The sequence below is a fragment of the Haladaptatus litoreus genome, assembly GCF_900156425.1.
Lineage (GTDB): Archaea > Halobacteriota > Halobacteria > Halobacteriales > Haladaptataceae > Haladaptatus > Haladaptatus litoreus.
Window position 1 is genome coordinate 80,503 of sequence record NZ_FTNO01000004.1, and the last position, 25,740, is coordinate 106,242.

General features: G+C 46.2%; 17 protein-coding genes. 7 read left to right on the plus strand and 10 right to left on the minus strand.

The features are described from left to right. Nucleotides 1–110: 110 nt before the first annotated feature. Nucleotides 111–848 (minus strand): UTP--glucose-1-phosphate uridylyltransferase AglF, encoded by a 738-nt coding sequence (gene aglF, locus BW974_RS16745; protein WP_076431397.1) that lies wholly within the window; start codon nt 846–848, stop codon nt 111–113. 88 nt (nt 849–936) lie between these two features. Here aglF and aglM point away from each other — a divergent pair, with 88 nt between their 5' ends. Continuing rightward, nucleotides 937–2,229: a UDP-glucose 6-dehydrogenase AglM gene (gene aglM, locus BW974_RS16750; protein WP_076431398.1), complete on the plus strand. Its 1,293-nt coding sequence runs from the start codon at nt 937–939 to the stop codon at nt 2,227–2,229. Nucleotides 2,230–2,669: 440 nt separating this feature from the next. Here aglM and BW974_RS16755 read toward each other — a convergent pair whose 3' ends face one another. The 4 genes from BW974_RS16755 to BW974_RS16775 all read right to left on the minus strand — a co-directional run bounded on the left by BW974_RS16755 (nt 2,670) and on the right by BW974_RS16775 (nt 9,867). Beyond that, nucleotides 2,670–4,565 carry an O-antigen ligase family protein gene (locus BW974_RS16755; protein WP_076431399.1) on the minus strand — a complete coding sequence of 632 codons (1,896 nt, stop codon included), beginning with the start codon at nt 4,563–4,565 and terminating at the stop codon, nt 2,670–2,672. Between the two features lie 748 nt (nt 4,566–5,313). After that, nucleotides 5,314–6,738 carry a sugar transferase gene (locus BW974_RS16765; protein WP_076431401.1) on the minus strand — a complete coding sequence of 475 codons (1,425 nt, stop codon included), beginning with the start codon at nt 6,736–6,738 and terminating at the stop codon, nt 5,314–5,316. Nucleotides 6,739–7,455: 717 nt separating this feature from the next. Next, the gene (locus BW974_RS16770) at nt 7,456–8,280 is read right to left on the minus strand and encodes an undecaprenyl-diphosphate phosphatase (RefSeq protein WP_076431402.1); all 825 of its coding nucleotides are present in this window, start codon (nt 8,278–8,280) and stop codon (nt 7,456–7,458) included. A 144-nt stretch (nt 8,281–8,424) separates the two neighbouring features. Continuing rightward, the gene (locus BW974_RS16775) at nt 8,425–9,867 is read right to left on the minus strand and encodes an O-antigen ligase family protein (RefSeq protein WP_245800165.1); all 1,443 of its coding nucleotides are present in this window, start codon (nt 9,865–9,867) and stop codon (nt 8,425–8,427) included. A 213-nt stretch (nt 9,868–10,080) separates the two neighbouring features. Here BW974_RS16775 and BW974_RS16780 point away from each other — a divergent pair, with 213 nt between their 5' ends. Together BW974_RS16780 and glmS are read left to right on the plus strand one after the other, a co-directional pair. Next, nucleotides 10,081–11,253 carry a sugar phosphate nucleotidyltransferase gene (locus tag BW974_RS16780; protein ID WP_076431621.1) on the plus strand — a complete coding sequence of 391 codons (1,173 nt, stop codon included), beginning with the start codon at nt 10,081–10,083 and terminating at the stop codon, nt 11,251–11,253. A 3-nt stretch (nt 11,254–11,256) separates the two neighbouring features. After that, complete coding sequence (gene glmS / locus BW974_RS16785) at nt 11,257–13,059, plus strand: glutamine--fructose-6-phosphate transaminase (isomerizing) (protein WP_076431403.1); 1,803 nt, start codon at nt 11,257–11,259, stop codon at nt 13,057–13,059. A gap of 489 nt (nt 13,060–13,548) precedes the next feature. On the opposite strand, the gene BW974_RS16790 is transcribed toward glmS, so the two are convergent. Continuing rightward, nucleotides 13,549–14,118, minus strand: coding sequence for a TATA-box-binding protein (locus tag BW974_RS16790; protein ID WP_076431404.1), 570 nt, complete (start codon nt 14,116–14,118; stop codon nt 13,549–13,551). A 228-nt stretch (nt 14,119–14,346) separates the two neighbouring features. On the opposite strand from BW974_RS16790, the gene BW974_RS16795 reads away from it, so the two are divergent. Both BW974_RS16795 and BW974_RS16800 read left to right on the plus strand, forming a co-directional pair. Then, a complete protein-coding gene (locus BW974_RS16795; protein WP_076431405.1) occupies nt 14,347–15,108 on the plus strand; it encodes a DUF7260 family protein in 762 nt (253 codons plus the stop codon). Between the two features lie 480 nt (nt 15,109–15,588). Continuing rightward, on the plus strand, nt 15,589–16,428 hold the full coding sequence (locus BW974_RS16800) for a M14 family metallopeptidase (RefSeq protein ID WP_084186348.1): 840 nt from the start codon (nt 15,589–15,591) through the stop codon (nt 16,426–16,428). A gap of 324 nt (nt 16,429–16,752) precedes the next feature. Here the strand turns inward: BW974_RS16800 and BW974_RS24310 are convergent, their stop codons facing one another. Then, on the minus strand, nt 16,753–17,907 hold the full coding sequence (locus BW974_RS24310; protein ID WP_084186349.1) for a thioredoxin domain-containing protein: 1,155 nt from the start codon (nt 17,905–17,907) through the stop codon (nt 16,753–16,755). A 297-nt stretch (nt 17,908–18,204) separates the two neighbouring features. Here BW974_RS24310 and BW974_RS24315 point away from each other — a divergent pair, with 297 nt between their 5' ends. Continuing rightward, the gene (locus BW974_RS24315) at nt 18,205–19,035 is read left to right on the plus strand and encodes a DsbA family protein (protein WP_084186350.1); all 831 of its coding nucleotides are present in this window, start codon (nt 18,205–18,207) and stop codon (nt 19,033–19,035) included. A gap of 145 nt (nt 19,036–19,180) precedes the next feature. On the opposite strand, the gene BW974_RS16820 is transcribed toward BW974_RS24315, so the two are convergent. From BW974_RS16820 to BW974_RS16830, 3 genes are all read right to left on the minus strand, one after another. Next, on the minus strand, nt 19,181–20,419 hold the full coding sequence (locus tag BW974_RS16820) for an RNA-guided endonuclease InsQ/TnpB family protein (RefSeq protein WP_076431407.1): 1,239 nt from the start codon (nt 20,417–20,419) through the stop codon (nt 19,181–19,183). 385 nt (nt 20,420–20,804) lie between these two features. Next, nucleotides 20,805–21,683, minus strand: a complete 879-nt coding sequence (locus BW974_RS16825) for a M14 family metallopeptidase (protein WP_245800166.1) — start codon at nt 21,681–21,683, stop codon at nt 20,805–20,807. A gap of 182 nt (nt 21,684–21,865) precedes the next feature. Then, nucleotides 21,866–22,468: a hypothetical protein gene (locus tag BW974_RS16830; RefSeq protein ID WP_076431408.1), complete on the minus strand. Its 603-nt coding sequence runs from the start codon at nt 22,466–22,468 to the stop codon at nt 21,866–21,868. Between the two features lie 1,529 nt (nt 22,469–23,997). Here BW974_RS16830 and BW974_RS16845 point away from each other — a divergent pair. Further along, a complete protein-coding gene (locus tag BW974_RS16845; protein WP_084186371.1) occupies nt 23,998–25,611 on the plus strand; it encodes an outer membrane protein assembly factor BamB family protein in 1,614 nt (537 codons plus the stop codon). The last annotated feature ends 129 nt before the right edge of the window (nt 25,612–25,740 follow it).

Sequence of the window (25,740 nt, forward strand, 5' to 3'; positions counted from 1 at the left end):
AAATAGTTGATTATTCGAGGACATAGATGCTTTGCCGCTCAGTGTTGGATTAGAAGCTTGGAACTCGATGAGAATACTGATGGATTTGTTATACAGTTTTTTTGCCGCGCTTATGCAGTCGAGTCTACTACTTCTTTTTCTTCTTGAAGTCTCTGTTCAGCTTCGTCACGATCTTCTGGATACCCAACGTCAACGCGCCACCCATCCATCCGAATTGCGTCAATAGTACGACCGCTTCGAATGAGCAGGTCGATAGCTTCACTAATTTCGTACTCACCACGGTTCGACGGCTGGACAAGATGACAGGCGTGGAATATCGCCGGAGTGAATGTATAAAATCCGGTCATGACGAGGTTCGATGGCGGATCTTCGGGTTTCTCCACGACGTCGGTAATCTCGCCGTAGCTGTTGGTATCACAGACTCCAAATCGGCTGGCATCTTCGTATGGTACTTCTTCGGTGAGGAAGGCAGCGTCCGCGCGATCCTCTTGCTGACGACGAACTACGTCCTCGAGATTCGCTCGGAATATGTTATCCCCTAATATCAGCATGAAGTCGTCGTCGATGTGTTCTTCGACAGTTAGAAGGGCGTGTGCAAGTCCCTTCTGTTCACGCTGGTGAGCGTAGGTAATGGGTATCCCATTGAATTCGTCGTCATAGTATCTGATAATGTCTTCTTTGCGATAACCAACAACTATGATAAATTCTTCTGCACCGAGTTTCGCGAGTTGTTCTAAGCAATGCGTGATAATGGGTTTATCATTTATTTCGACCAATCCTTTTGGTTTGTCTTTAGTCAGCGGTCGCAGACGGGTACCCTTTCCAGCTGCTAGGACTACAGCTTTCATACTTTTCCCACATGAAGGCCTGTCCTAAATACTTTTAGTCCTCGCTACATCCGAACGCTCAAGGAATATGCCCCAAGTTAATCGGATAATGGAACTTAGCATCATTGGAAGTGGATACGTCGGAACAACTGTCGCCGCTTGCTTCGCTAAACTGGGTCACTCGGTCACCAATATCGATATTGACGAAGAAGTCGTCGAACGAATCAACAGCGGTGACTCACCTATCCACGAACCCGGACTGGGCGATCTCGTCGCGGAGTACGGCGGAAACCGACTTCGGGCGACGACTGATTACAGTGCCATCCGTGACACCGATGCGACGTTCCTCGCATTGCCGACTCCGTCTCATGAGGATGGAAGTATCGATACGTCGATCATCAAGGCAGGTGCTCGCTCACTCGGTGAAACATTGGGAACGAAAGACGACTACCATCTCGTCATCGTCAAAAGTACGGTTGTCCCTGGAACGACCGAGGATATGTTAGGGTCTATCATCGAAGAGACATCTGGACAAACTAGAGGGGAGCAATTCGACGTGGCGATGAATCCTGAATTCCTGCGTGAAGGAAGTGCGGTCGAAGATTTCCTGAATCCAGATAAAATCGTCTTCGGTACCGAAAACAAGCGTGCAAACGAACGACTCGCCAACATATTCGAACCACTCATTATAAAATCCAATCCAGAAGTCGTAGAAACCGGTATTCGAGAAGCAGAGATGATTAAGTACGCGAACAACGCCTTCCTCGCTACGAAAGTAAGCCTCGTCAACGAACTTGGAAACATTTGTAAAGAGTACGAAGTGGACGCCTACGAAGTCACGGACGCTATCGGTCTTGACGAGCGTATCGGCGAGCGATTCCTCCGTAGCGGTGTCGGCTGGGGCGGCAGTTGTTTCCCTAAGGACACTGCCGCACTGGTTGCTGCCGCGCGTGACAGAGGATACGAACCGTCAATTGTCGAAGCTGCTATCGAAGTGAACAACAAACAACCTAAGCGCCTGCTTAATCTGCTCGAAAATCACACTGATCTTCCAGGCAAGCGAATTGCGGTACTCGGTCTCGCGTTCAAACCTGGTACTGATGATGTTCGAAACTCACGTTCGATTCCAATTATTGAAGAACTACAAAATATCGGTGCAGAAGTCGTCGCCTATGATCCCGTTGCAGTCGAGAACATGCGCGAGCATTTCCCTAATATCGAGTATGTTGATTCGGTGTCGTTGGCTCTTAAGGGTGCGGATGGAGCCCTCGTCGTTACTGACTGGGACGAATTCAGTGTGCTTAACGATGAATTCGAACAGATGAAAAATCCCATTGTCGTAGACGGCCGTCGTATTGTAAACAACCAAGATAACATCACTTATGAAGGTTTGACTTGGTAATTAAAATAGGTGCCTGCTGGTTGCAGCTGAGAATACGATTAACATACTAGTAAATAATTTATATACAATTAACTACATAATAAAATAATCCAAAAATAAAACCATCGATCTCGTACTCTACGATCGGTTCCTCTCCGGTTTGATCGGCACCCTCTTCGATGATGTTTATTCTTTCCATTGTTGTAACTATGTTCCGAAATAATCGTCGCGAGATACCACTCGCCCCACGCGCAATGCTGGGGGCACTGTTGGCTTGATTTTGTGACTACACGAGAAAACTCATGTACAGATAGTGCCGACGGTGCCAGCATGGCGCAAGAGAACCGAATGCGGCCATCTGTATCGGCAGAAGTGTACCGCTGACTCGATATCTACCGGGCAAAAAACGAGCTTAGTAGCATTAGTGACGCAATTGACCAGCTCCTCAATGAGGTCGCCGACTAATTCAATACGCCACGGTTCGACGACCCATCTGTTTTGAGTCGGTAATACTCACCAGCGAGTGCCGCGAGTACCGCCCAAAATGGGAATACTCGCGGCACTTTATCGAGGAACGGTCCCCACGCTGCAGCACCCAGGACGCCGACGAGACTACAACAGACTGCGATTATTAATACACGGTCTGCTTTTTGAGAGAACAGCAACTTTCCGCCAGAGAACAATGCGACGAGAACCGCACCGAGATACAAGGCAAATCCGATGATCCCGGTCTCGGTGAGAAGGGCAACATACAGCGAGTGCATTCGGAATGGTTTCGAGAGGCCGTAGGCTTCGGCGTGATACCGAAAGTTGCCGCCACCGATACCGAAGATCGGGTTTTTAGCAAATAAATCCATCCCTGCCGCATACTGCCGAATACGAACACCAAGCGTTTTTAGGCTAAAGAACGGCACAGACATGTCGTTAACCAACGATTCCGCACTCGGCGGGCCCTGACTTCCGTTCGCTGTCGTGGTCGTCTCCGTGGTTGTCGTTGGTGTCTCTGTGGTCGTCGTGACGTTCTGTGTCGTTGTCTCTGTTGTTGTGGTCACTGCATCCATCGCGGTCGTGGTCTCTGGTGTGGTTGCGGTCGTGGTCTCCGTCGTGGTCGCGGTTGTGGTCTCCGTTGTGGTCGCGGTCGTTGTAGGGTCACTAGTTGTTGTCAACGTTGTCGAATTCGGAGCTGGCTTCGAACCTGCGCTAACGTCACCACCAAACGGCGTTTGTCCTAACGTTGACGAACTTTGCTTGCCAGACCCGTAGTCCGGATAGAGTAGAATCGTAAGGCCGACAATCACCCCGCCGACGACAGGAATGTTTTGAAGTGTCGCTAACTTCGGTAGCGAGCCACGCTTATACCACAACATAGAGAGCCCCAGAAGTATGCCCACAACGAAGATTGCACCACGACCACTGTCGCTTGCCGTCCCGCGTTGCACTAATAGCATCGCAAAGACAATCACGAATCCGAATAGTCGTGCGCGGCTCTCGCTTCGCCACGCAAAGACAAGCATAGCAGGGAATGTGAGTAAGATCAGACTGTTGAGGCCGCCACCAGTGAATCCAGTCACCCACGCACCTGTCCAAATGACGTATGGGCCAAACCCAAGTTTACCGATGAATTTGCTCGTCTCACCAAGCACCGAGAGGCCGAGTGGCCCCTCATTCATGAACTGGACGAGCGCGATCATCACGTGGCCAATTGCAGTGACGCAAAACACACCGATGACGTCACGGAGCGGGAGTATGTTTTGCCGCACAGACCGAAAAACGAGGCCGAACACAATGGCCACTTGCAGGAAAAACAACGTGAAAAAGATCGCGACGTCAGGACGGAGGACATTCGAGAAGACAGCACTAATGCCCGACCAAACGACGAATCCAACCAGCAGTATCTCCGGGAGTGTTGGTTTGAGGCGATGTAATCCTTTGTGGACGCCTAATGCGGTTGCTGCAAGAAGTGGAATCTGATAAATCCAGATGGCAGGAGACAACGCCATTGGGTAATTCCCCATATCCGCAAGTGGGACATTTGCGCCATATGTGACGAGCATCAATAGGGCAACAAGCGACCCGATAAACCAATACCCAGATGCCGCAGTGAGTACGCCGTACACTCCCAGTGTGATCGCGAGAGCGGCGAGTGGCCCAAAGAAACCCGGGACACCGAGTGCCCGAAGACCAAGGCCAACGACTGGAGTGAAGACAAAAAGTCCGAGAGCAAGAATCGCCGCGAATGTGATCGGCACAGAGTTTGGTTTCGATCGTCTAGAGTGGTCTAACGTAATGTCGTTAAGCACATTTGGGAACACCAGTAGCAGCAGTAATAATATTTGCGTCTCATAGAAGATCTGCACCTTTTTCGGTTGAATTGTTTATAGTATGGCCACAAATGACCAATATTTTAATGATAGTATATCCAGCTATAGCTATGAATAGCTTTCTATCAAATGAAAAGCACACGCTCCTCGCGTGCTTTCAATACTCCCCACTCTGGGCACTTGCCGCATTCAGTGCGTTGCACTTCTTGATGATATCAGAAACAACTCAATTCATGACCGCAGTGAATATTTAGCTCGTGTAGGTTTTCGTCACGTCGACGATGGCTTCGGAATTCTAACCCAGTGGTCAACGTAGTATACTGTGTTATATGTCTATTTTTTTAACCGCTAGAGAATGAGACCAACGACTGCAGTCCTGGCCTTATCGATATCGAGGGCAATACCTGGGTGCTTCCGTCCACATCAAGCAAGTAGAGAAAAGCACACCAACTCGAATAACGAAGTCCTGTATGACGTTGGCCTCGAGCGGATGTAGCTCGAATCTGTCTAAATTCGCCGAAGTACAAATTTCCCAGTAAAACTGCTATATAATATTACTTTCTGACAGAATCAAATCTAGCAAGATCGAATCAGTGCGTATTATTATTTGTTACGGCAAGGCAATATCACTATTAATCTCTACTAGTTTGGGTAGTAGAGCGAAAACACGACTTACACGAAGAATCTTTTTGTCTGGGTGAATATTTATAATTCGGATCGATCAAATACCCAAAATGAGGAATAATAGCCTAGTGTCTGAAATTACTCTTTGATCTGTTAGTTGTCAATCTTTTTTCTCAACGAACATGTATATGGTATCCTTGATTACATTCCAAATCTGTCGAATAACGATCTTCACGTCGAACCAGAACGACTGTCTTCTAATATACTCTAAATCGAATCGAAGTTTCGTTTTCGGATCTGTGCTATTGACCTCGTGAACCTGAGCTAATCCCGTCAACCCCGGTTTGACGAACCATCGTTTGCGCCAAGTATCAACCTCTGCTTCCAGTTGTTGTTCTTCTTCTGTCCATGTTGCACGTGGACCAACAACGCTCATTCCACCAGTAAGAATCGTCCAGAGTTGGGGGATTTCATCCAAATGTGTTTTTCGAAGCACTCGGCCAACACGTGTTATCCGATTGTTTGTTTCGTCTTCTTCTGGCTCTGCCGACTCGCTGTCTGGTAGCATCGTTCGGAATTTGTACACCTGAAACGTTCCCCCAAGTTCTGCAGTTCGAACTTGATTGTAGAATACTGGCCCAGGGCTATCGAGCTTTATCGCTAATGTGATGATACCAAGGAGGGGTGCAAGTACCAAGAGGCTAGCAGAGGCGAACAGAATGTCAAATATTCGTTTAATTAGATAGTCCTGCCAATCCCATGGTTCAAGGGCTATTTCGACAAGTTCGTCGTCTTCTGTCGCTTCTGCCTTGGTGAGGACACTATCAATATGACGGTTTGGAGCTTTTGCAGTTATTCCATGTTTATAACACGTATCTAATGCACCAAAGAACTCCGCTCGGTCTGTGGTTGAAAAGGCCAAGATAGCGACATCAACGCTATTTTGGAGTAATATATTTTCCAGCCGGGAGAGTCCGCCAAGACGCTTGATACCCGACAACGGTTGTTCAGTGCCACCGTCGGTGACGACCTGTTCTCGTTCCCAGTTTCTAATTTCGTTTCCACTTGGGGGTGAGATATATCCCAATACGGGAGTATTGATCACTTCAAGAACGTCTGTTATGTGTCGGATATCATCTCCGACAATGATTGCTCGTTCATTCTTCGTAGTTGGTCGTCTACGAATAGCGACGAATAGTACTGGCAGAGAAACTCCAAGTAGTACTGTGATAATGATGAGTGTTGAGCGAGGGTGCCGATACGAATAATCGAAATACCCTATCGTCGCAAGTCCAAGGATTGCGACAAGAAGCCGTTTCTCGGTGATGAACAGTATGTCTAGTATCCGCCGTGGACGAGGTTTGAACATCGGAATGAGACTCCCCGTCACGAAAAGTACGGTGATAACTCCAGTTACGGCGATTTTCTCTGGGGAAAGAACCGTGTTATAAAGCTGATTGATTACTGGAATTTCGGTCGTGACGAACGTCTGCACAGTAGCGGAGTTCGCGATCACAACTGCAAGTATAACAAGGAATATCGTTCCAGCAATACTTGCAAAGCGATACCGGAATTCAGCAGACATTGATTATTTTAAAATCAGTATAGGGCTATAAAGGCTACGTCTTATTAAGAAATCTTGATCAGAAGGAATATAATAACATAAATTAGTTAGAAACAAAATAATTGATTATTTTTAAGAATATGGGGTGAATTTCGTTGAGTATAGAGTGTATAATACTGGCGTAATAAATTAATTGGCTACTGGTAGACTTTGGTTACTAACTTATAGACACATCATTACAAAACTGATAGAGAAGTACGGTTTAGTATGGTGGCGGAACCGATAATTTCAGCACTATCTATGTTTCCAAGTAGGTTACTCAGCAGATGAGCACAGATTTCTCGGAATATTCAACAAATACGAGATCATTTTGGAAGGGGTATATAGTCGGTAGTCTTCTTTCTGCTCTCCTGTGGGCTATAACCGTATCTCTACTATTATTTCTTTAAATTCATTCTGCTCCGAGAATCAGAGATTTCGAAAGGAAAGCAACAAATTAGGACAGCTAATATAATGTCAGACTACCAACTATTTTTATTTAATGAACCATTGATAAAGCATACTGAAAGTAGAAGACATATAATATATAATAAATAATACGATGATCGTAACTGGTATCCTCCTTGCAAGGCCTAACATCGGGTATGGTTTCATCGATTTCTGAGCCCTATCAGGCTTGAGCGTACCTACATCTTATTCTACCTAATGAAAATATCACATCATATTCTCAACTTAGTTCTAAATTATAAGGATAAAAATTCCACCAAGGAGCGCCATTATACCGATACCGATACACACTGCCCAAAAGGATACACGTTCGACAATGCGTAACAATATGTCGATAGTGAGATACCCAACAATAGCACTAGTTGCGAGTGCGACGACTGCAGACGTTGGTTCAACAGTGGGAAGACCACCGGTATCGAGGAAGACTAGTACTCCTGCACCTGCTGCTGCAGGGATACTAAGTAAGAACGAGAGACGAAACGCGTTCGCACCGCTGTAGCCTCGAAACAAAAGTGTCCCTGCAGTGGTTCCTGATCGCGAAATGCCGGGAAGAATAGCCAAACCTTGCATTACGCCAACAAGGAGTGCATCAAACAATGTGGGCGTTTCACGATTCCCTAGTTCAAATCGGTTTGCGGTTCGAAGAAGGACTCCTGTTCCAATCAACAGCACGCCAATAAGTGCAACGAATCCACCTCCTGCTAATTCGGAAACGACGGCATCAAGAGTCTTGTACGCGAGAAGTCCAACAACTCCAGATGCAACAGTGGCGACGGCTAAAAATGATAGTTCGGCCTGTCGGCTTTGAAACGCTGAATTGGGACGCCACTCCGGTAGCGATTCAAGAACGCGCTTAAGTTCATCTCGATAATAAACTCCGGCGGCGATGGCTGTTCCAGTATGTAAAAAGAGAGAAAACTGGAGTGCCGCTTCTGGATGACTCCCCATCGCACGAAGAAAGAGCGTGATATTGCCTTCACTGGAGATTGGTAGCCATTCGAAAATTCCCTGTAAAATTCCAGCGATAATCGCAATGAGAAGGGACTTATCAACCATGATAAAAGCGTGCTTCCCAAGGAAGAAAGGTAATTCGATTTCTGATTCACATAGCTCAGATATATAATCTTATATCTCAGGGTCAAATTTAATATATATATATGAGTATATTTAAGACAAAAAGGTAAAATAACGTCTTCGTTTCTATTTTCGATATCCGCAGATAAGGTAGCCGAAAACCAGCGCAGAGAGTATTGATGCGACTGCGGTATTGAAGAGTGTGTAAACTGCAAACATTTGGTGCACTGCAAACGCAAGAGCAAATCCGAGCATCGGAACATCGACAGTGTTCTTCCGAACGATCCCTTCGAAGATACTTCCAAGCACTATCATTATGTACGCCAATCCGCCAACGATACCGGTATTGAGGAATATCTGGACATATGAGTTATGAGGAGAAAACCCACGAAAGTTGGGGTCTGGTACGTACGGGGCAATCGCTTCATGTGTATTGATCATTCCATAGCCAAGAGGAGATGGGGCGTCTAAAAACGCGCGGAGTCCCCCTGTCCAAAGAGCAAACCGACCGTGTGTGTTAATCGGAATCACCGACAAAAACATCCCCATAAAGAACAGGAGCGTTAATATCCCGAGAGAAATAACGATATATGGAACGCTCTTACGACCTATGACGATATATCCAAGGTACACGGTAGAAGCTAAACAGAATGCAAGCCAGGATGCTCGTGCGTACGTTAAGTACATGCCAAGGCCGTTCACTAGTAGGAGGGTCGCCGCAATTGGTATTGGCAGAAATTGTCTCCGCTGAGCACTTTCTACTGCTATTACAAGCGCGCCAAAGGCGCCTGAGAAGGCAAGAGCTCCAAGAATATTTGGATTTGAGAGAATCGATTGCAGGAATTGCACTTCGGTTCCAATCAACGGCAGTTGGAATCGAGCATTAAAAAGCTGGATTTGCAGCCAGGAAAGTTCATAGTTTCCAATTACGTAGGCCGGAAGCCCAATCAGGACAGTAAACGCCGACATAATGGAAACACCTAGAAGAAAAATATTACGAGAGACGTATCTCGGGATGAAAAAGAGATTTAGTCCAAAAATTAATGCCACATATACGACAAACGATGCCCTCGTTGATCCAGCGCTCATTTCGTTGACATGGTAGAAGTACACTCCAAGTAATGTCACATAGGAACCAATGTATACTGCTCTGCTGCGGAGAAACTGCAAAAAGTCGTGACTAATGAATGGGTACAGAGCATATAAGAGGAAAATAAGGGTAACATGTACAAACCGTCCTTCATCTGGGACTGGAATATATTTGTTACGCTGTCGAAATAGTATAAATGTTAATAATATCAAAACAGAAATTTGTGCGACATGAAGCCACAGATCCCGGTTATCATCGTAATAACTGCGCATGAGGAGTAATAGCGGGGCAAAGTAGAGGTAGAGTAAAGCGAGGTGAAATGACCCATACTGTTCAGGTGAGTTAGTTGAACGGATGAGGAGATCTACAAAGAGAAGGGGTATTAGAAGAATCTGAATGAGGGCAATCGGGTGAAATTGTCCCGCAAAGGGGTTCAGTGAGAGCGAAGTAGATGTTTTTTGTTGATCTTGTAAACTCATTCTTGTTCCTCGGTAACTAGAATGGACATTGCACCAGGGGATAAAAAGAGTATTTCTTTCTAGCGTCAATAATATAACAATCTTTCCTAATGATAGAGGGAACGTCTGTATAGGCCCATGGTTATTTGAATATAATATATAGAAATTGATATAAATAAATGGCCTCTTTATCAATGAAAAGAACTATGTCCTTATGTCATTATGGTGAGTACGATGAAAGCGGTCATTCTCGCTGCTGGTGAGGGATCCAGACTTAGACCCCTCACTAATCGTCGTCCAAAACCGATGCTTCCGGTCGGCAATAAACCACTGCTCGAATCGGTCGTCGAAGCAGTTTCCGCAGCCGGTGTTACTGAGATCGTCCTCGTTGTCGGCTATCAGCGCGAACGAATTCAAAGCTATTTCGGTGATGGCGACCATTGGAACGTAGACATTACATACGCAGTCCAGGAAAAACAATTGGGAACTGGACACGCACTCCTCCAAGCTGAGCCGTACATCGATTCAGATTTCATCACGCTAAACGGGGATCGCTATATCGAATCACGGATCGTTGAGGATGTAATCGACGAACATCTCGAAACCGGTGAATCATGTCTTGGGGTGACACGCGTTGAGGCACCAAATCGATTTGGTGTTGTCGAACTCGATGGCCAGATCATCACCGAGCTCATTGAGAAGCCAATGCCGAAGACGACTCCTTCGAAGCAGATTAACGCTGGCGTATATGCATTCACTCCGGAGATATTTTCGGCAGTTCGACAGACTGAGAGCTACGGCGAGCAGGAACTAACAACAACACTTCAGACGCAATCTACGATTCGGCCCCTGCGGGCAGTCCAGTGCAATTGCTTCTGGGGTGATGTCTCCTATCCGTGGGATCTTCTCTGGCTCAATAACTATGTGTTAGATCAACAAATTGCCCACGACCCAGAGATTCCCCGGTCAGTCGACATTGCATCGAATACTGTTGTCCATGACAATGTTGTGGTAGATGAGGATGTAACAATTCAACCGGGTGCGACTGTAAGTCGGGGTACATCACTCGGTGAAAACGTTTCTGTCGGTTCGAATGCCGTCGTCGAGGATGCTGTGGTCTTCCCGGATGCCACTATCGACCCTGGTGCTGTCATCCGAAATTGTATCGTTGGGGCAAATGCCACCATCGGCGTAAATACTACTATCGAAGGCGGTAGCGCCGATATCGTACTTGACGACGAAGTTCATACCAATGTAATGTTCGGTGGCCTTATCGGGGATAACGCCCATCTTGGAGGGAATGTTACGGTCAAACCTGGTACCATTCTCGGCGAGAGTGTGAGTGTAGATAGTGGCACAGTTGTCAGTGGACAGGTTGCAGATGGCACGGTTATACAACGAGGTTAATTCATGTGTGGAATAACAGGCTATATCGGAGACGGTGATTGTTCGGCGATTGTTGCACAGAGTCTGAAGAATCTAGAGTATCGTGGCTATGACTCAGCTGGCGTTGCACTCCTCGATGATTCTCTTCATATTCATAAACAAAGCGGGCAGATTGATGATCTGACGGTTCCATCAATGCCGAATGCGACCTGTGGGATCGGCCATACACGCTGGAGTACACACGGTGCCCCAACGGACGCGAACGCTCACCCGCACTCTGACTGTACTGGCCAAGTCGCAGTCGTCCATAACGGCATCATCGATAACTACGAAACCTTCAAACGGGAACTCATTGATGACCACAGGTTTACGAGCGAGACCGATACTGAGGTGATTGCACATCTTATTGAGGACGCTCTTGGTGAGGGACTTACCCTCCGCCAAGCCGTTGAGAACGTTGTTTCGACGCTTGAGGGAAGTTTTGCAATTGCCGTGACCGCTGTAGGCTTTGATGGTATTGTCGCCGCCCGTCAAGATAGCCCACTTGTTATCGGCCATGGTGAGAATGAAACCTTTTTGGGAAGCGATGTCACGGCGTTCGTAGAACACACCCAAACAGTCACATTCCTTGAAGATGGTGATCTCGCGCATATCACGGCAGACGGTGTGATAATCAAAAATGGCGATATGGCGGTTGACCGCGAGCGTCAAACCGTTGAGTGGGATGCAGATGCGGCTGAAAAGGGTGGTTATGAACACTATATGCGCAAAGAAATTCACGAACAACCACACGCGGTTCGGCAGGCACTCTCTGGCCGTGTTGACGAATTCGCTGGGACGGTCGACCTCGATTTATCGATATCAAAAGAGTATTATCACTCTCTTGACGAAATTCAAATCATCGCGTGCGGGACGTCATACTATGCTGGTCTATATGCTGCTGAACTGCTCGAGCAGTACGCAGACGTCCGTGTCTCGGTTCATATTGCAAGTGAATATGAATTCCGTGCAAACCGTGACCCATGGCGAACACTTGTCGTTGCTGTTACCCAGAGCGGTGAGACAGCCGATACATTACGTGCACTCAGGAAAGCTGACGGTGCGGGTGCCCGAACACTTGCGGTGACGAATACAGTCGGATCAACAATGGCTCGTGAAGCCGATGATACGGTTTATATCCGATCTGGCCCAGAAATCGGCGTTGCTGCAACCAAAACGTTTGCTTCGCAAGTGACGACACTGACCCTCTTAACCGTCTACTTTGGCCGACAGCGAAATACCCTTTCTTCGAATGAGGCCTCAACGATCCTGAAAGAATTGTCCGATCTTCCCGGAGCTATCCAACAAGTGTTGGACGCTGAATCCATCGTCCGTGAAACAGCCGAAGAGTTCGCTGACAGCGATGCCTTCTTCTTTATTGGTCGTCGCTTCGGGTATCCAGTCGCGCTTGAAGGCGCATTGAAACTCAAAGAAATCTCCTACGACCACGCAGAGGGATTTGCTAGTGGAGAACTCAAGCACGGACCACTTGCACTTGTTACGGAGAATACACCTGTACTTGCCATCTTGACCGAGGGAACAAGTGCTCATGAAACGCTGCACAACGTAAAGGAAGTCGAATCACGTGGGGCACCAGCTATCGGTGTCTCCTCAGAAACTGATCTGAACCCTGTGTTCGATACTGTCTTGGAGGTTCCAAACGTGGGTCTGATGGAACCAGTCGTCGCGAACGTCTATCTTCAATTGTTCGCATATCACGTTGCAAGCCAAAAAGACCGATCCATCGACAAACCTCGGAATCTCGCGAAAAGTGTTACCGTCGAATAAGTTGGAGTAGCGGTGTCTCTAGGATAAAATAGATTAATTGGGGGCATGTGGATAGTAGTAATACCACTACGAGTATCGGAAGAAAGCAATATTTGGAACTTCAGTGCCTTGGATCTATTATTATCAAATCAATTCCTCATCAAAAACAATAATATGAAAACCACCGTCTTAAAGTGGTTCACGCCAATCAGATATAAGCCAGTTCTTTGCGTCTGCAAAACGACCTTTGGAGATAAGGTAGATAGTAACTAACACGATAATTAAAAGGGTTATCGTGAACGAAACTGCCTTTAGAATTATCATTTCAAATAAACTATGGTAGTTAGACATATTCTCCATATGTATTTAACATACAACTCGACAGTTGACACACCTAAGCAAATATTTTCCGCTTTGCACCGAGAGTTATGACATGAGGTAACATTATAATAAAATATTATATTCGGTATATTTACCGGCCATTATTTATTTAGACTGAATTATATATGACTAATAGTCTGAAAAGCCGAGTTCGGTCAGTCGTGATTTGACCCGCTCGACACCAATTTGAGTCTCACTTTCCGTTTTGGCACCAGTGATAATCAGCTTACCATTATTAAATACTAGAATCACAATTGATATCCCATCAGGTCGGTAGACAAGTCCCGGGAATTGCTCTGGTTCGTATTCAATCTCCTCAATACCTAGTCCGATGGCAAGCGCATTAAGGTCAAGCGATATTCTAAGATCTGCACTCGACACAAGATTCTGAATTGTGATCGATGGTTGTGCTGTTACTGCGATTCCAAGTGTACGGAGGTGACTGAACAAAATACGATATCCTTCTTCAACATCCTCAATACAGTTTGCACCGGTGCTGATGATTTTCCCCGAGCGATACAGTAACATCGTAGCTTGTGTAGTCGGTGACCGAAAGATCACACCAGGAAATTGTTCGTGATCATATATTCCTCCCTCTAGATCCGCACCTAACTGTTTGACATCAAGTTCTTGCTTGATTTGAGTGGAAGCAACTATATTCTCAATTGTAGTCGATGTTGATGCAGATTGCGCCGTCATTAAATAGCAATTATATTTATGGGCAAAAGTTCAATCGGTACCTGCCATTTAGAGATTCATTACTGCTTAAGATTACAATTAATGTTGTTATATAATTTGTTATTAAATTCACAGAATATTCACTGCTGCGAATAAATATAACGTCTCCAGAAATGCAGTATGATATATAATTTATTGTTGAATTATGGCCGATAAAGTATAATAGCTCCCATGGCTATGTGATAGCAGATGGCTATGGCACAGAACAAAAATCGATTAGTTGATCGGACAGTGCTTCCTAGCGCACAGAGCCATCTTGCTGAAGAAGAATCTAAACTCCAGCTCGAAATCAGTGCCCTCGAGGACTTTCTCAATCGACTCAACGAGATACCAGAGCAGCCATATAGAGCTGACGGTGGAACACTAACCGATACATTCCGAACCCAGGAATCACCCACCCATTCCCCACATGAAGCCGTCAAAACTGCGTATCAAGAAACGGTTTTGGCTGTTGATCATTGGGAAGACGCGTACAATGAGGAAACTGCCCTCGAAAGTATAGAGAATGAGTTTGGCCCCGACGTAGCAACCGGACTCGAGGGAGGTCCAACAACGTGGTCGCCACTACTTTGGAACCAGCTTCATACTGCGAGTGAAGAGGCCATAGAAACCCGCCAACAAACACTCGAAGTGCTTATGGCAGAACAACAACAATTCAAGGAGTTACAGTGTTCACTCGACGAGATCGGCGACGAGCTAGCTTTGATTGAACGAGGTCACTATACATTTGATGACCGGAGTAATCGACTTCAGATAATTCGGGACCAACTTGAGCAGGTGACTCTTAACCAGCAGTCGTATTTGCGACAGCGTGAGACGATGGATGGAAGAAAATTTTTGTCTATGATCTATGCGAAGCTTGAAACAGACTATCCCGGTTTGTTAGCCCTCACAACAGCACGTCAGATATTCGATCGTATCGAACTCCGCCATTGGGCTGGACTGAATTGATAGTTTATCGAGAGTTACTACTTATATCTACCAGCGGAGCAGGCCAAGTGCATCGGGGTATAACCTCGAAGGGTTGACGCCAATTCTTAATTAGTTGAATAGTTAAATTCAGATAAATCATTTTCTTATAATAAGGCGGTTCAAGTTTTGCGATCACACGATATAGAACAGCTTTTCGCTCATGATTTATTTGGGACTTGTTGCTTCACGATTATCTGTATGAGGTAAACGACGAATTGCGTATCACAGAATAACTTATCTACTATACAAATTCAGTTTACTATAATTAATTTAGGTTTATTAGCAATTCTAACCTATACTGGACAGTAGTTGACCGTCGTAACTCCCTGCATTAAGATAGCAAGCAAAACAAGTGATCAATAAACTTATCCCTACTACAATTCAATCAGAACCTAATTATAAATTCTATCTTCAACCATCGAAAATAGTATATTTTCGCAGGTTGTCCTATTTTCTCCGATGCTGGACAACAGAACTAAAGATAGTAGAGATAATATTAAAAACGAATCAACTAGCTCTCGCCGGCAATTCCTATCAAAGTCAGTAGGAGCACTCACAACCCTCTCAGCAGTTAAAACTGGGATCGGAGTGACCGCTGCGGAGTCACGTTGGACATATCCTATTCGCGAGGGAACCAAAGACGAAACTGACGTGCATGTAATCGAATCAGGAAAAACAGGACCGACTGCATACGTCACTGGCGGGTTCCATGGAAATGAGGTGAGCGGCTATTATGCAGCGGATAGTATCACAAACTGGTCAATAGACCAAGGAAAACTCGTTGTATTGCCGCGAGCAAATCCGGTAGCCATTGAGCGTAAAACATATGTGAATAACAACGGGAACCTCAATCGGCAATTCCCATCTGGCAAAAAACCGACAACTCCGCTCGCACGCGCGATCTGGAACAGTATTGATCGCCACAATCCGGATACGGTGTTAGCGCTTCATGCGTCTAAGGGTATCTTGTGGGAAAATGAAGGACCAAAGGGCGTTGGACAGGCTATCTATCCAACTCTTTCAGAAGGATCGAGTGAGGATGCTGCCCAAACTGCAGCCTATCTTAATCACTACCACATGCCAGATTCATTTCCTGATTATTATGAGTTCAAACGAGGTAACATCCTTGATGGTAGCCGACCACTTCTTCTCCACAAAGTATCGGCAGATCTGCGAATTCCAGGATCACTCATCGAGCCCACAAAGTATGGCACTGACGTAAAACAGCGCGTCAACTGGCACCTAAACATTGTACGACATCTACTTCGTCGGCAAGGTATTGATCGAACATATAGCTGAATTATCAATTCTGCGGGCTGCTTTCATTCGCAAATTTCAAATTGAAATGCAAAGCGGATACAAAAATATTCGAGAAAACGGGGACCAATGATGGTAGGACTAGTTTTTCGTCTCTGTGAGACGACCCACGGTCGTCTCGTCGTATTGTTTGCATCAACTAACTTTATTGTCTTGATTTATCTATCACTAATTATTAATTGAGAATATTTGGTACTCTTCATTCTGTATGATTTATACTCATGAACAAGGGTAACAAATCAGAGTCTAAACAAGACATCAGTGGCGTATTCCAACATCCAATGCGAGGTAAGCAGTGAAAAGGAGTTATTTCAAGAACATTCGGCAGAACTCACCGATAGAGATCGATTGACTCCCTGAGTTATCAGCCGACTGTTCAGAGTCGCTGTCTGTCTCGCTATTGGACGAAGTGTTATCGGAAGCACTCGTGTCTTCAGATGGCGAAGAACTTGATGACTGATCTTCACTACTCCTGTCGTCGCTGCTGGACGACGAGCCACTACTGGAATTCGAGTCAGCGGACTCCGACCCTTCCGAAGACGAAGAATCCGAAGACGAAGAATCCGAAGACGAAGAATCCGAAGATGAAGAATCTGATGACGAGGCATCTTCGCTCGCATCACTGTCGGACGAGTCCACCGAGCTGTTATCGTTATTGGATTCGTCGCTGGATGAGTCGTTATTGTTCTCATCACTAGACGACTCACTATTGCTTTCGTCATCAGATGAGTCGGTGTCTTCCTCGGTATCAGACGAGGTAGACGAACTCGAGATTCGACTACCGATCCACTCGAGGAGTTCGTTAGTATCGTGATGTGGCGGGATTGTTTCGCCGTCGAGAACGAGTGTTGGAGTGAAGGTAACACCATAGTCGCCCGCCGAATAGCGGTTTTGCTCAACCTCGTTATCGTATGTACCAGACGAAGCGCGGTCGATGATCGTACTGCGATCAGACACACTCGTCGACTGCATTCTGCTTTCCATCTCACTGAACGAGACGTTCCCAGAGATGAGATCTGAGAACATGTAATTGAAGAACTGCCAGTAATCGCCTGGCGAAACGTCCCAGACACCCATGGCAGCTTCCGAAATCAGGGGGTCACTGTCGGAAATGTAGTGGGTCGAGGTTCCATGGGAGGATGTTCCTGGTGGCTGGTATGCAAGCGCCCGGAACTGAATGTTGAGATCACCAGAGGCGACATACTCGTTCAATACCGCTTCGAGATTGCCCCCGCGAACAAATTCCTGTGTATAGGGGCATTTGAAGTTGCCGTAAAGTTTTGCGGTCGGATTATCCTTGTCCGTCCCCATTGTCGCATACGTGAGTGCGTCTGTATCGTCTGGAACTGGCGCATTAGAGATCTCTGCCGCACTAGCGGGAATCGTACTGCCAAGGCCGACTGCTGCTACAACACCGGTTGTTTTCAAAAACGTTCTCCGCGAAGTGTTTCGCTCTGACATCGCTATTAGCCTATTCACCCCGCAATATAGACCCGGTTAATCGTTTGCTGAATTGCGGGATTTTGAACCTTTGCACAACAGTTTTGCTTTTCTCAACTATAAGCGAGGCAGATCAGTTGAGATTAATTGGTAGTTAAGATTGGGTGACATGGCAAAAATGAAGTTATATACTAGAACTTCTACTAATTTTCTACTCCACACTAATAGCATAACCTATTGAATGTATTTGCATTATATGCAGAACTTCGGTCAACAGTCATAAATAGTCCGACTGTGAAAATAAGAAAGGTAGAAAACATGAATCGACGAACCCTCCTCACAAAAACCGTCCCGATAGGTCTCTTACTCGCTGGCTGTACTTCGCAATCGGATGAGTCTAACAATACGAGCACCACACGCAACTCGTCGACAACGACAGCACAAATAACAACATCAGATAGAACATCAGTAACAGAGACGACACGCACACAGACAACAAACTCTGAAACGGAAGAACCTACATCGACGCCAGAAACTACTACACCAACCCAATCCACGACAACCGAGACTACAACTCCACGCTCCACTCCCGATCATCCCTCTACAAGTGGTATTTTTGATGAACCAACGCGTGGACCAACTCCGTTCAGTGCAGACGCAACGTTGATCATCTTTGACGATCCTTCCTGTCCAAATTGTTTGCATTTTGAGCAAAAGACGTATCCAAAACTTAAGCGCAATTACGTTGACGCCGGAAAACTCTCACTTGTGTATCGATCGTACCCAGTCCTCGAAGAATGGGGAGTACGAGCAACCTATGCCCTTGAAGCCACATATGGCCGGGACGAGAAGTCATTCTGGGATTTAAAAGAATTTTATTTCGATAACCAAGACTCATTCACTACCAACAATGTGTTTTCAAAAACAGAACAATATATTAATAAAAATACATCAATAAGTGGACAAGCGGTTGTTCGTGATGCACAATCAAAAGCACAAAAAGCACAAATTCAAGAAGATTTGAGTATTGGAGGGAAGGCAGATGTGCGTGGAACCCCGACATTTTTTGCATTCCGCTCGGATGAATATGTTACAGATATTGTAGGGAGACAGAGCTATAGTATATTCAAGAACGTACTCGGGTTGTGAACTACTCCCATCTATGCGCGTTGCACATTGAGGACAAAGATTCCTGTTTTGATGATACACCTCGTAAAGACGATCGTGTGCTCAGAGAGCACAGTCTCCACAGATATTGGCTTGAGATAGTTTGTCTCACGTGACCTACCCCGCCCTACGCGCTTCGCGCGGTGAGGACGGGGCTTCCTGCTTCCAAGACGCGCTTTGCAGGAACCGAAGTGGTTCCCGTAGGAAGTGCAGTCTCCACAGGCGTTGATTCGGAGCATCCCGCTCCTATATCCGTTTTCTTCAACCCGCGAACGAGAATATTATACGCCGCGTTCCAGTCCCTATCCGCCGTGAATCCACACGACGGGCATGAGTGTTCGCGCACCCATAGCGGTTTGTCAGACGACACACCACACGCCGCGCATTCTTTCGTGGTTCCTCGTGGGTTGACCGGAATGTAGTGCGTTCCTTCGCGTTCACATTTGTATTCGAGCATCCGGAGAAACGTTCGCCATGCAGCGGACGCTCGGTTGCGTGAATTTGAATCGAACTGCATCATTCCCGCGACGTTCAGGTCTTCAACAGCTACGAAGTCGTACTCTTTCGCGTAGTAGTTCGAGAGCTTGTGCAAGAAGTCACGGCGCTTCCGGCGGAGGTCGGCGTGACACTCTGCGACTCGCCGTCGTTGCTTCTCGTAGTTGTTCGAGCCGTGTTGTTTCCGCGAGAGTTTTCGTTGCTCGCGTTCCAACCGCTCTCGTTCGTCCGAGAGGTCGAGTGATTCGACGGCAGTTCCGTCGGTGTCGTGAGCGTACTTGAGAATTCCGACATCAATGCCGACAACGGTCTCGAGCGTCTCGGGTTTCTTTGGGAGCTCTCGATCTACGTTAACACTGAAACTGGCGAACCACTCGCCGGTTGGCTCTTTCTTCAAATGAACCTGTTTTATCGTTGCTTCGTCGGGGATCTCTCGGTGCATCTGGATGGGCACATCGCCGATTTTCGAAAGGTGGAGCACAGTCTGACCGCTCTTCTTGTCGAGCTTGAAGCCAGACTGTGTGTAAGTGAATGATCGAAAATCGCGTGGGCGCTTCCAATTCAGCGAACCGACTTTGAATCCCTCTTCTTTGAGCCGTCCGAGTGCTTTAATGCTGTCTGTGATCCGCATGACGGCTGTCTGAAGCACCGTCGAATAGACGTCGGTGAGTGCGGTCCACCACTTCTTGAGATCTGGAATCTCGTCACGAACCGATCGTACACGTTGCTTGAGAGTCCCACTTGATTCGGGGATTTGTTCAAAGCGATAGAGTCCGTGGTTGTACAGTTGCCTACAGATATCGCGGTGAGAATCCATGACCGAACGCTGTTTGTCGGTTGGGCTGAGTGGATATCTGTAGGTGGTGCGCATTGACTATTCGCGCTCCTCAATGAGTTCGTCGATCTTCTCGCGAATGAACGATGAGAGGTTGAGGTGTTGCTCCTCAATCCACTCGTCTTGGTCTTCCCGGATGGTGATAGTCTTCCGCTTCACTTTATGCACACATTGCACTCTATGCACTATAAACACACCGATTGCACGGGCCTGTGGGCCTGCAATAGAACAGTAAACGAACAGATGATAACGGCGCTGTATCCCCTCCCTGCTCGCGCCTTGGGCGCTCGCTGAGGAAGGGGGCTTAGCGCCTGCATTTAGCTAAGGTCTCTTCCTCACCGAGGCCGTTGGGCCGAGCAGGCGAGGTAGTTCACTATCCAAGCGGGGTAGAAAGTCGTCGCGTTTCAGCGTGAGGAGGAAATCACCGCTTGGTGTCCATTCCGTTCTGTTTGAGAAGATTAGCTACGATCGCTTTCTCCCATCGGACTCGCGTTTCAAGTTCCGTTCCGTATCGAGTTGTTTCAATAAGGAATCCAGGAATCTGAAGATCAGCCGCGACTTTGTGAGACAGAAGCGGGCGGACTCCATACAGTGTGTTTCCAACCTTAAAGTCATACAATGATCGATATTCATCGAATCGCTGATTCATGTTTTTAACCGTGCGACGAGCATCCTCTCGTGCTCCATCAACATACGTTGGATAAATTGCTTGTCCAAAACCTGATGGACCTTCACGTTCCCATAGAATCCCTTGAGAACTGTGAAGACTGATGAAGACATCTGGATCAATATCCTCGATAGTTTGCCACAATGCTCGTGCGAGTTTTGTTGTTGGTGTTTTCCCAGGTGGGAACTGGTCATTTAGATCGCCATTTTCATTCACATATGTGTTATTTCGAATCGCAACCGGGTTTACTTCTGGAAGTACAACCAATTTCCCAGAATCAATTGACCAGTCATGAACTGCGTTTGCCGTTTTCCAGGTCGCTGGTTCGATTCCCTGGATTCCACCAACTACAACAGCAGTCGGTCCCGGAATACGAGACTCTGTTGTATGTACTTTGACTTCTTCTTTTGTTCCTTTAAGAATTGTATCCTTTGAATGAGACTGTCTTATTGGGCAAAACTCACCGTCATCTCCCAATACTTTGCCAACTTGTGAAACACCAAGGGTAGAGAATGCAGCAATGCCAGCGGACTTTGTCAAAAAGGATCGACGGGATTGATCCGAAATAGAGCCCGTCTGGCTATCGTTTTCTGTACTGTACGATTCCCTAGAGCTACTCTTGTCTGATTTCATGACTTTAATATTAATACGAAATTATCCATCCCGTATTATGTAGTGGAATAAAGGGTATCTTTATTAAGTTTACGATTGGAAGAGGTAAGAATGAAGATGATAGTGACAAATTGGCAGATTTTTGGCTTAATATTCCAATGCAACCTATATTTATAGATACTATTATATAATGAATATTTTTATCAGATGTCTACTGGACAACCATTGATTGTGCTGTTACGCATTCCATCTGCCAGCCAATAGATGGAGAAGAAGAAAACAACAAGGGCAAGTGCGGAAAACGAGAGTCCATCAAACGGAAGAACGGTAAGTAGGCTTGTTGCGCCAACAAAAGAAAGGAGCCCAGTAAGAACGACAGATCCACAAGCTGCACATCCAGCACCAAGAGTTCCAAAAATCACGCCAATCGCACTACCGGTTCCGCCCTGAATGTTCACCTGATTTTCGCGGAAGTGATACACAACCATCGCAAAGTTAACACCAAATAGACCAGAGCTTGCGATGAGAAAAGCCTCCTTTACTGGGGAAAAGGCCGTGCCAATAATCGGATACAAGTGAATTAGCACTGAAAATTGTTGCTCTAACGTCATATAGCCGCCAAAGACAGTAGTCTGAACGAGTTCAATATTTTGTGAGAGGACAAAAACCGACAGTCCAACGAAAAATGAAGCTAAGAAAAGAACGGCATATTGAGGAATCGAAAGAACAAGTCTAATTGTCCGTCCGGTTGCTCTGACATCACTTATATTCGTTGGGAAACGACCTTGAATGCGTGAAAATGGCATGATTATCTCTCCAATGACTGTGTTACCGTAGTTGTGACTGAACTATTAACCATCCTTGTCACGGATACTCGGAGTGGGAAATAAAGACTTTTTTGGTTTGTTCAAGACAATGAACCTCAGCAAACAGATTCAGATTGGATTGGTGTTTGGAGTAAGGTTCGCATTGAATCCCAAGAATAACTCATAGGATTAAAATTTTCTGTTAGATATTCATCCGATCTATTAGATTTTGAGAGACCGTATTCAACATATAGAACTCAGTATCATATGTATGTAGTTAAACTAAGTAGGCGTATTTCCGGTTTTCCTAAAGTATGTTATAGCATCATTTCCATCGTTCACAATTTCCACATGGCTGGAGACCCCGTCCTTTTGCTTCGCCTCGAGATATTGTCGAGACTGTGCGATTTGTCTCGCTACTATGACAGATGATTGCCCCATCAATAATTTCATGATATGCATACGAATCATTACTTCGGAGAACTGCAACTAACTCATCATCACAGCGGTCGTCCTCGGCTGCACGTTGTTTGCGTTCTTCTCTGGAGGGATACGTATTCTTTGCCGTATTGACATCTCGGCATCTATGTCCACCAAGGTTTACGACGAATTTTCCACACTTTTCACATTCATTAAAAGGAGTCGATGTTTTCGATTCAGAGGGCATTATATCGATCAATGGTTTATCGTTATTTAACGACACTGATTCAGTGTCTGGCTATCGTACTTGACCTCCTCCCGCGCCTCAAGTCGCGGGAATCCCACCATGGGATTTCAGGCCGTCGGGATATGCCTATCGCTCGACCTCCGCCTGAAGACGGAGGTATGCGTTATCGGTCTCTATCATGGTAAATCAGGCTTCGGTGTGTTAACAACCTTACTGAACATCCGGTTCGATTCTAGAATTTTCTTCAAAATGAAAGTATAAAACCAATTTTAAGGTACGCAATTACATTGCTGGAAGCAGAAGTCATATAAGCAGGCAGCATCACGTAATTAACGCCGAGCCGTCAAATAGTCATGTATGCTCGGTCATGTGGGGATTAGTTAGTGGACAGCTACTGTCCCCATGTGTATGCTCCGTGATCTACAATTAATACAGCAAGAGTGCCTCGAGGCTTGACTTCGGAGAGCGAATCGCATATGCTTTCTCGTTCAACTGGTTATTTCTTTGAGTATGATGAGCCGCGTGCCCCAATTGGACGCAAGTATGAATGTTACACAAACACCCATCGAACCAGATCGGTAGGGAATGGGCCGAATCGTCCCAGCGCGGGAGAACGCCTATAGAGTTTGGAACCCTCCTGTCTTTTGAGATGGAAGTTCTGACGCCGAAGCAGGAAGCTTCGGGGCTTGCCCCCAAGGTTTCACATACGCTCGCTCCTAAGCAGCTAACTATTAGTGTGAATAGTGTCTCCGAACTTTTGTCATTTATATCGCAGAATTACAAATTGTAATGTTTCCAATTTATATTCTCCGTTTAGGTTTTTCGTCACAAAGCTTATTAATACATGATATAGACAATAAGTATGAATAAAACAAATCGTCGAGGATTTTTAAAGTCAACTGGAATTCTTGGTGCGACTCTTGCGGTAGGAACTCAATTTGCACCCTCTGTGAACGGTGCGAATGGAACTAGCAACTCATGGACGACCTCTCGTGGGAATGCTGGTCGAACTGGGGCGACCACCGATAATGGTCCGAGTTCGAATGTGACTACAGAATGGTCATTCGACATGGACGGTGGAATGCACACTACTGAACCGATTATCGACAATGGGATTGTATACCTGGCTGTGTCGACGGTTCAGTCTCCCTCTTCTAGCAATGGCTATGTTGCTGCCTATGACATCAAAAAGAAGGCTACAGTGTGGAAACACGATAATATCTCCCGTCCAGGGACGCCAACGCTCGGCAATGACACGATTTACTTCGGTACCTATGGTTCTGAGGACGCTAACTCAACTGGATTCTTTGCCCTCGATAGTACGAGCGGGGAAGTAAAATGGCGCAAATCGACACCGGCTAATATCTCTGATCCATTGTTTGCAGACGGTCAACTGTTTGTTAGTACCTCCGGCGGCGTCTCACAACTTAACCCTAATACGGGCGAAGTTATTTGGACGACCAATGGGATCAACAGCAGTGCGTGTTACGCCGATGGAAAACTCTTCTGTGGGGAAGGTGTTGCGTTGAACGCTAACGATGGGTCTGTCTTATGGGACGTCTCTGGAGCCAAAGACAAACTTCAAACGATAATGAACGGCACCGTATATAGTGTTCACAATGGAAATGGTGGCAAACCTGCTATTAAGGCACGGGCAGTGACTGATGGAAGCGTTCAGTGGTCGTACTCACCGAATTTACAAAATTCATGGTGGAATGCGACACTCGCAGTTGCCAACGAACATGTCTTTTTCTGCGCTGGAAATTCAGTCCAGGCGCTCGACGCACAAACAGGGAAACAAGCATGGAAGCATGAGATTGACGCGGAACTCACCAATGCTCCTTCAGTTGGTAATAACACTCTCTATGTTGCTGGAAGGACGACGCTCGCTCAAGATGATGGGGATGCACTTGTTGTTGCCATAGATACAGCATCCGGCGAACAAAAGTGGAAATACTCATTCGGCAGTTGGGACTTTGATGAGTATGGTCCCGCCGCCAAATCACCGGTCATTGCGGACGGACGGGTGTACGCAACCACATACCCAATGGGGTCAACTCTCGATTGGATGTATACTGAATACGCTGATTTCCATATCCTTGGCTCCAACAATCAAACGACCACAACAGATAGCCAACCCGGTGAATCCACTACGAAAACCACGTCTGCAGAAACTACTACAACAGACAGCAAACCGAGTAAAACCACTGCAAAAACAACAACTTCGACATCTGCCCCCAATCAATCGACGACGCAGACCACGTCAACGACTACGGGAATGAATGAAACAACTACGAAAATAAATGAAACAACTACGGAAATGAGTAAGACGACCACGACAGAGTCAATCATCGGAACGACAGAAACAACAACTACCACGACTTCGGATGGCCAACCTGGCTTTGGAGTGCTTACTACAATTGGTGGTCTCGCTGGTCTTGGCGCCTATCTGCGCTCTCAACTCAAAAAGGAATAACACGCGTCGAATAGGAAGCGGTCTTTGAAAATACGTTATCCAGTCGGTAACACCGACTTATTTCCATATATTAAATATAGAAATTAGATAAATCTAGTATGGATACCTTGCGTAGTCGTCTAGCAGCAT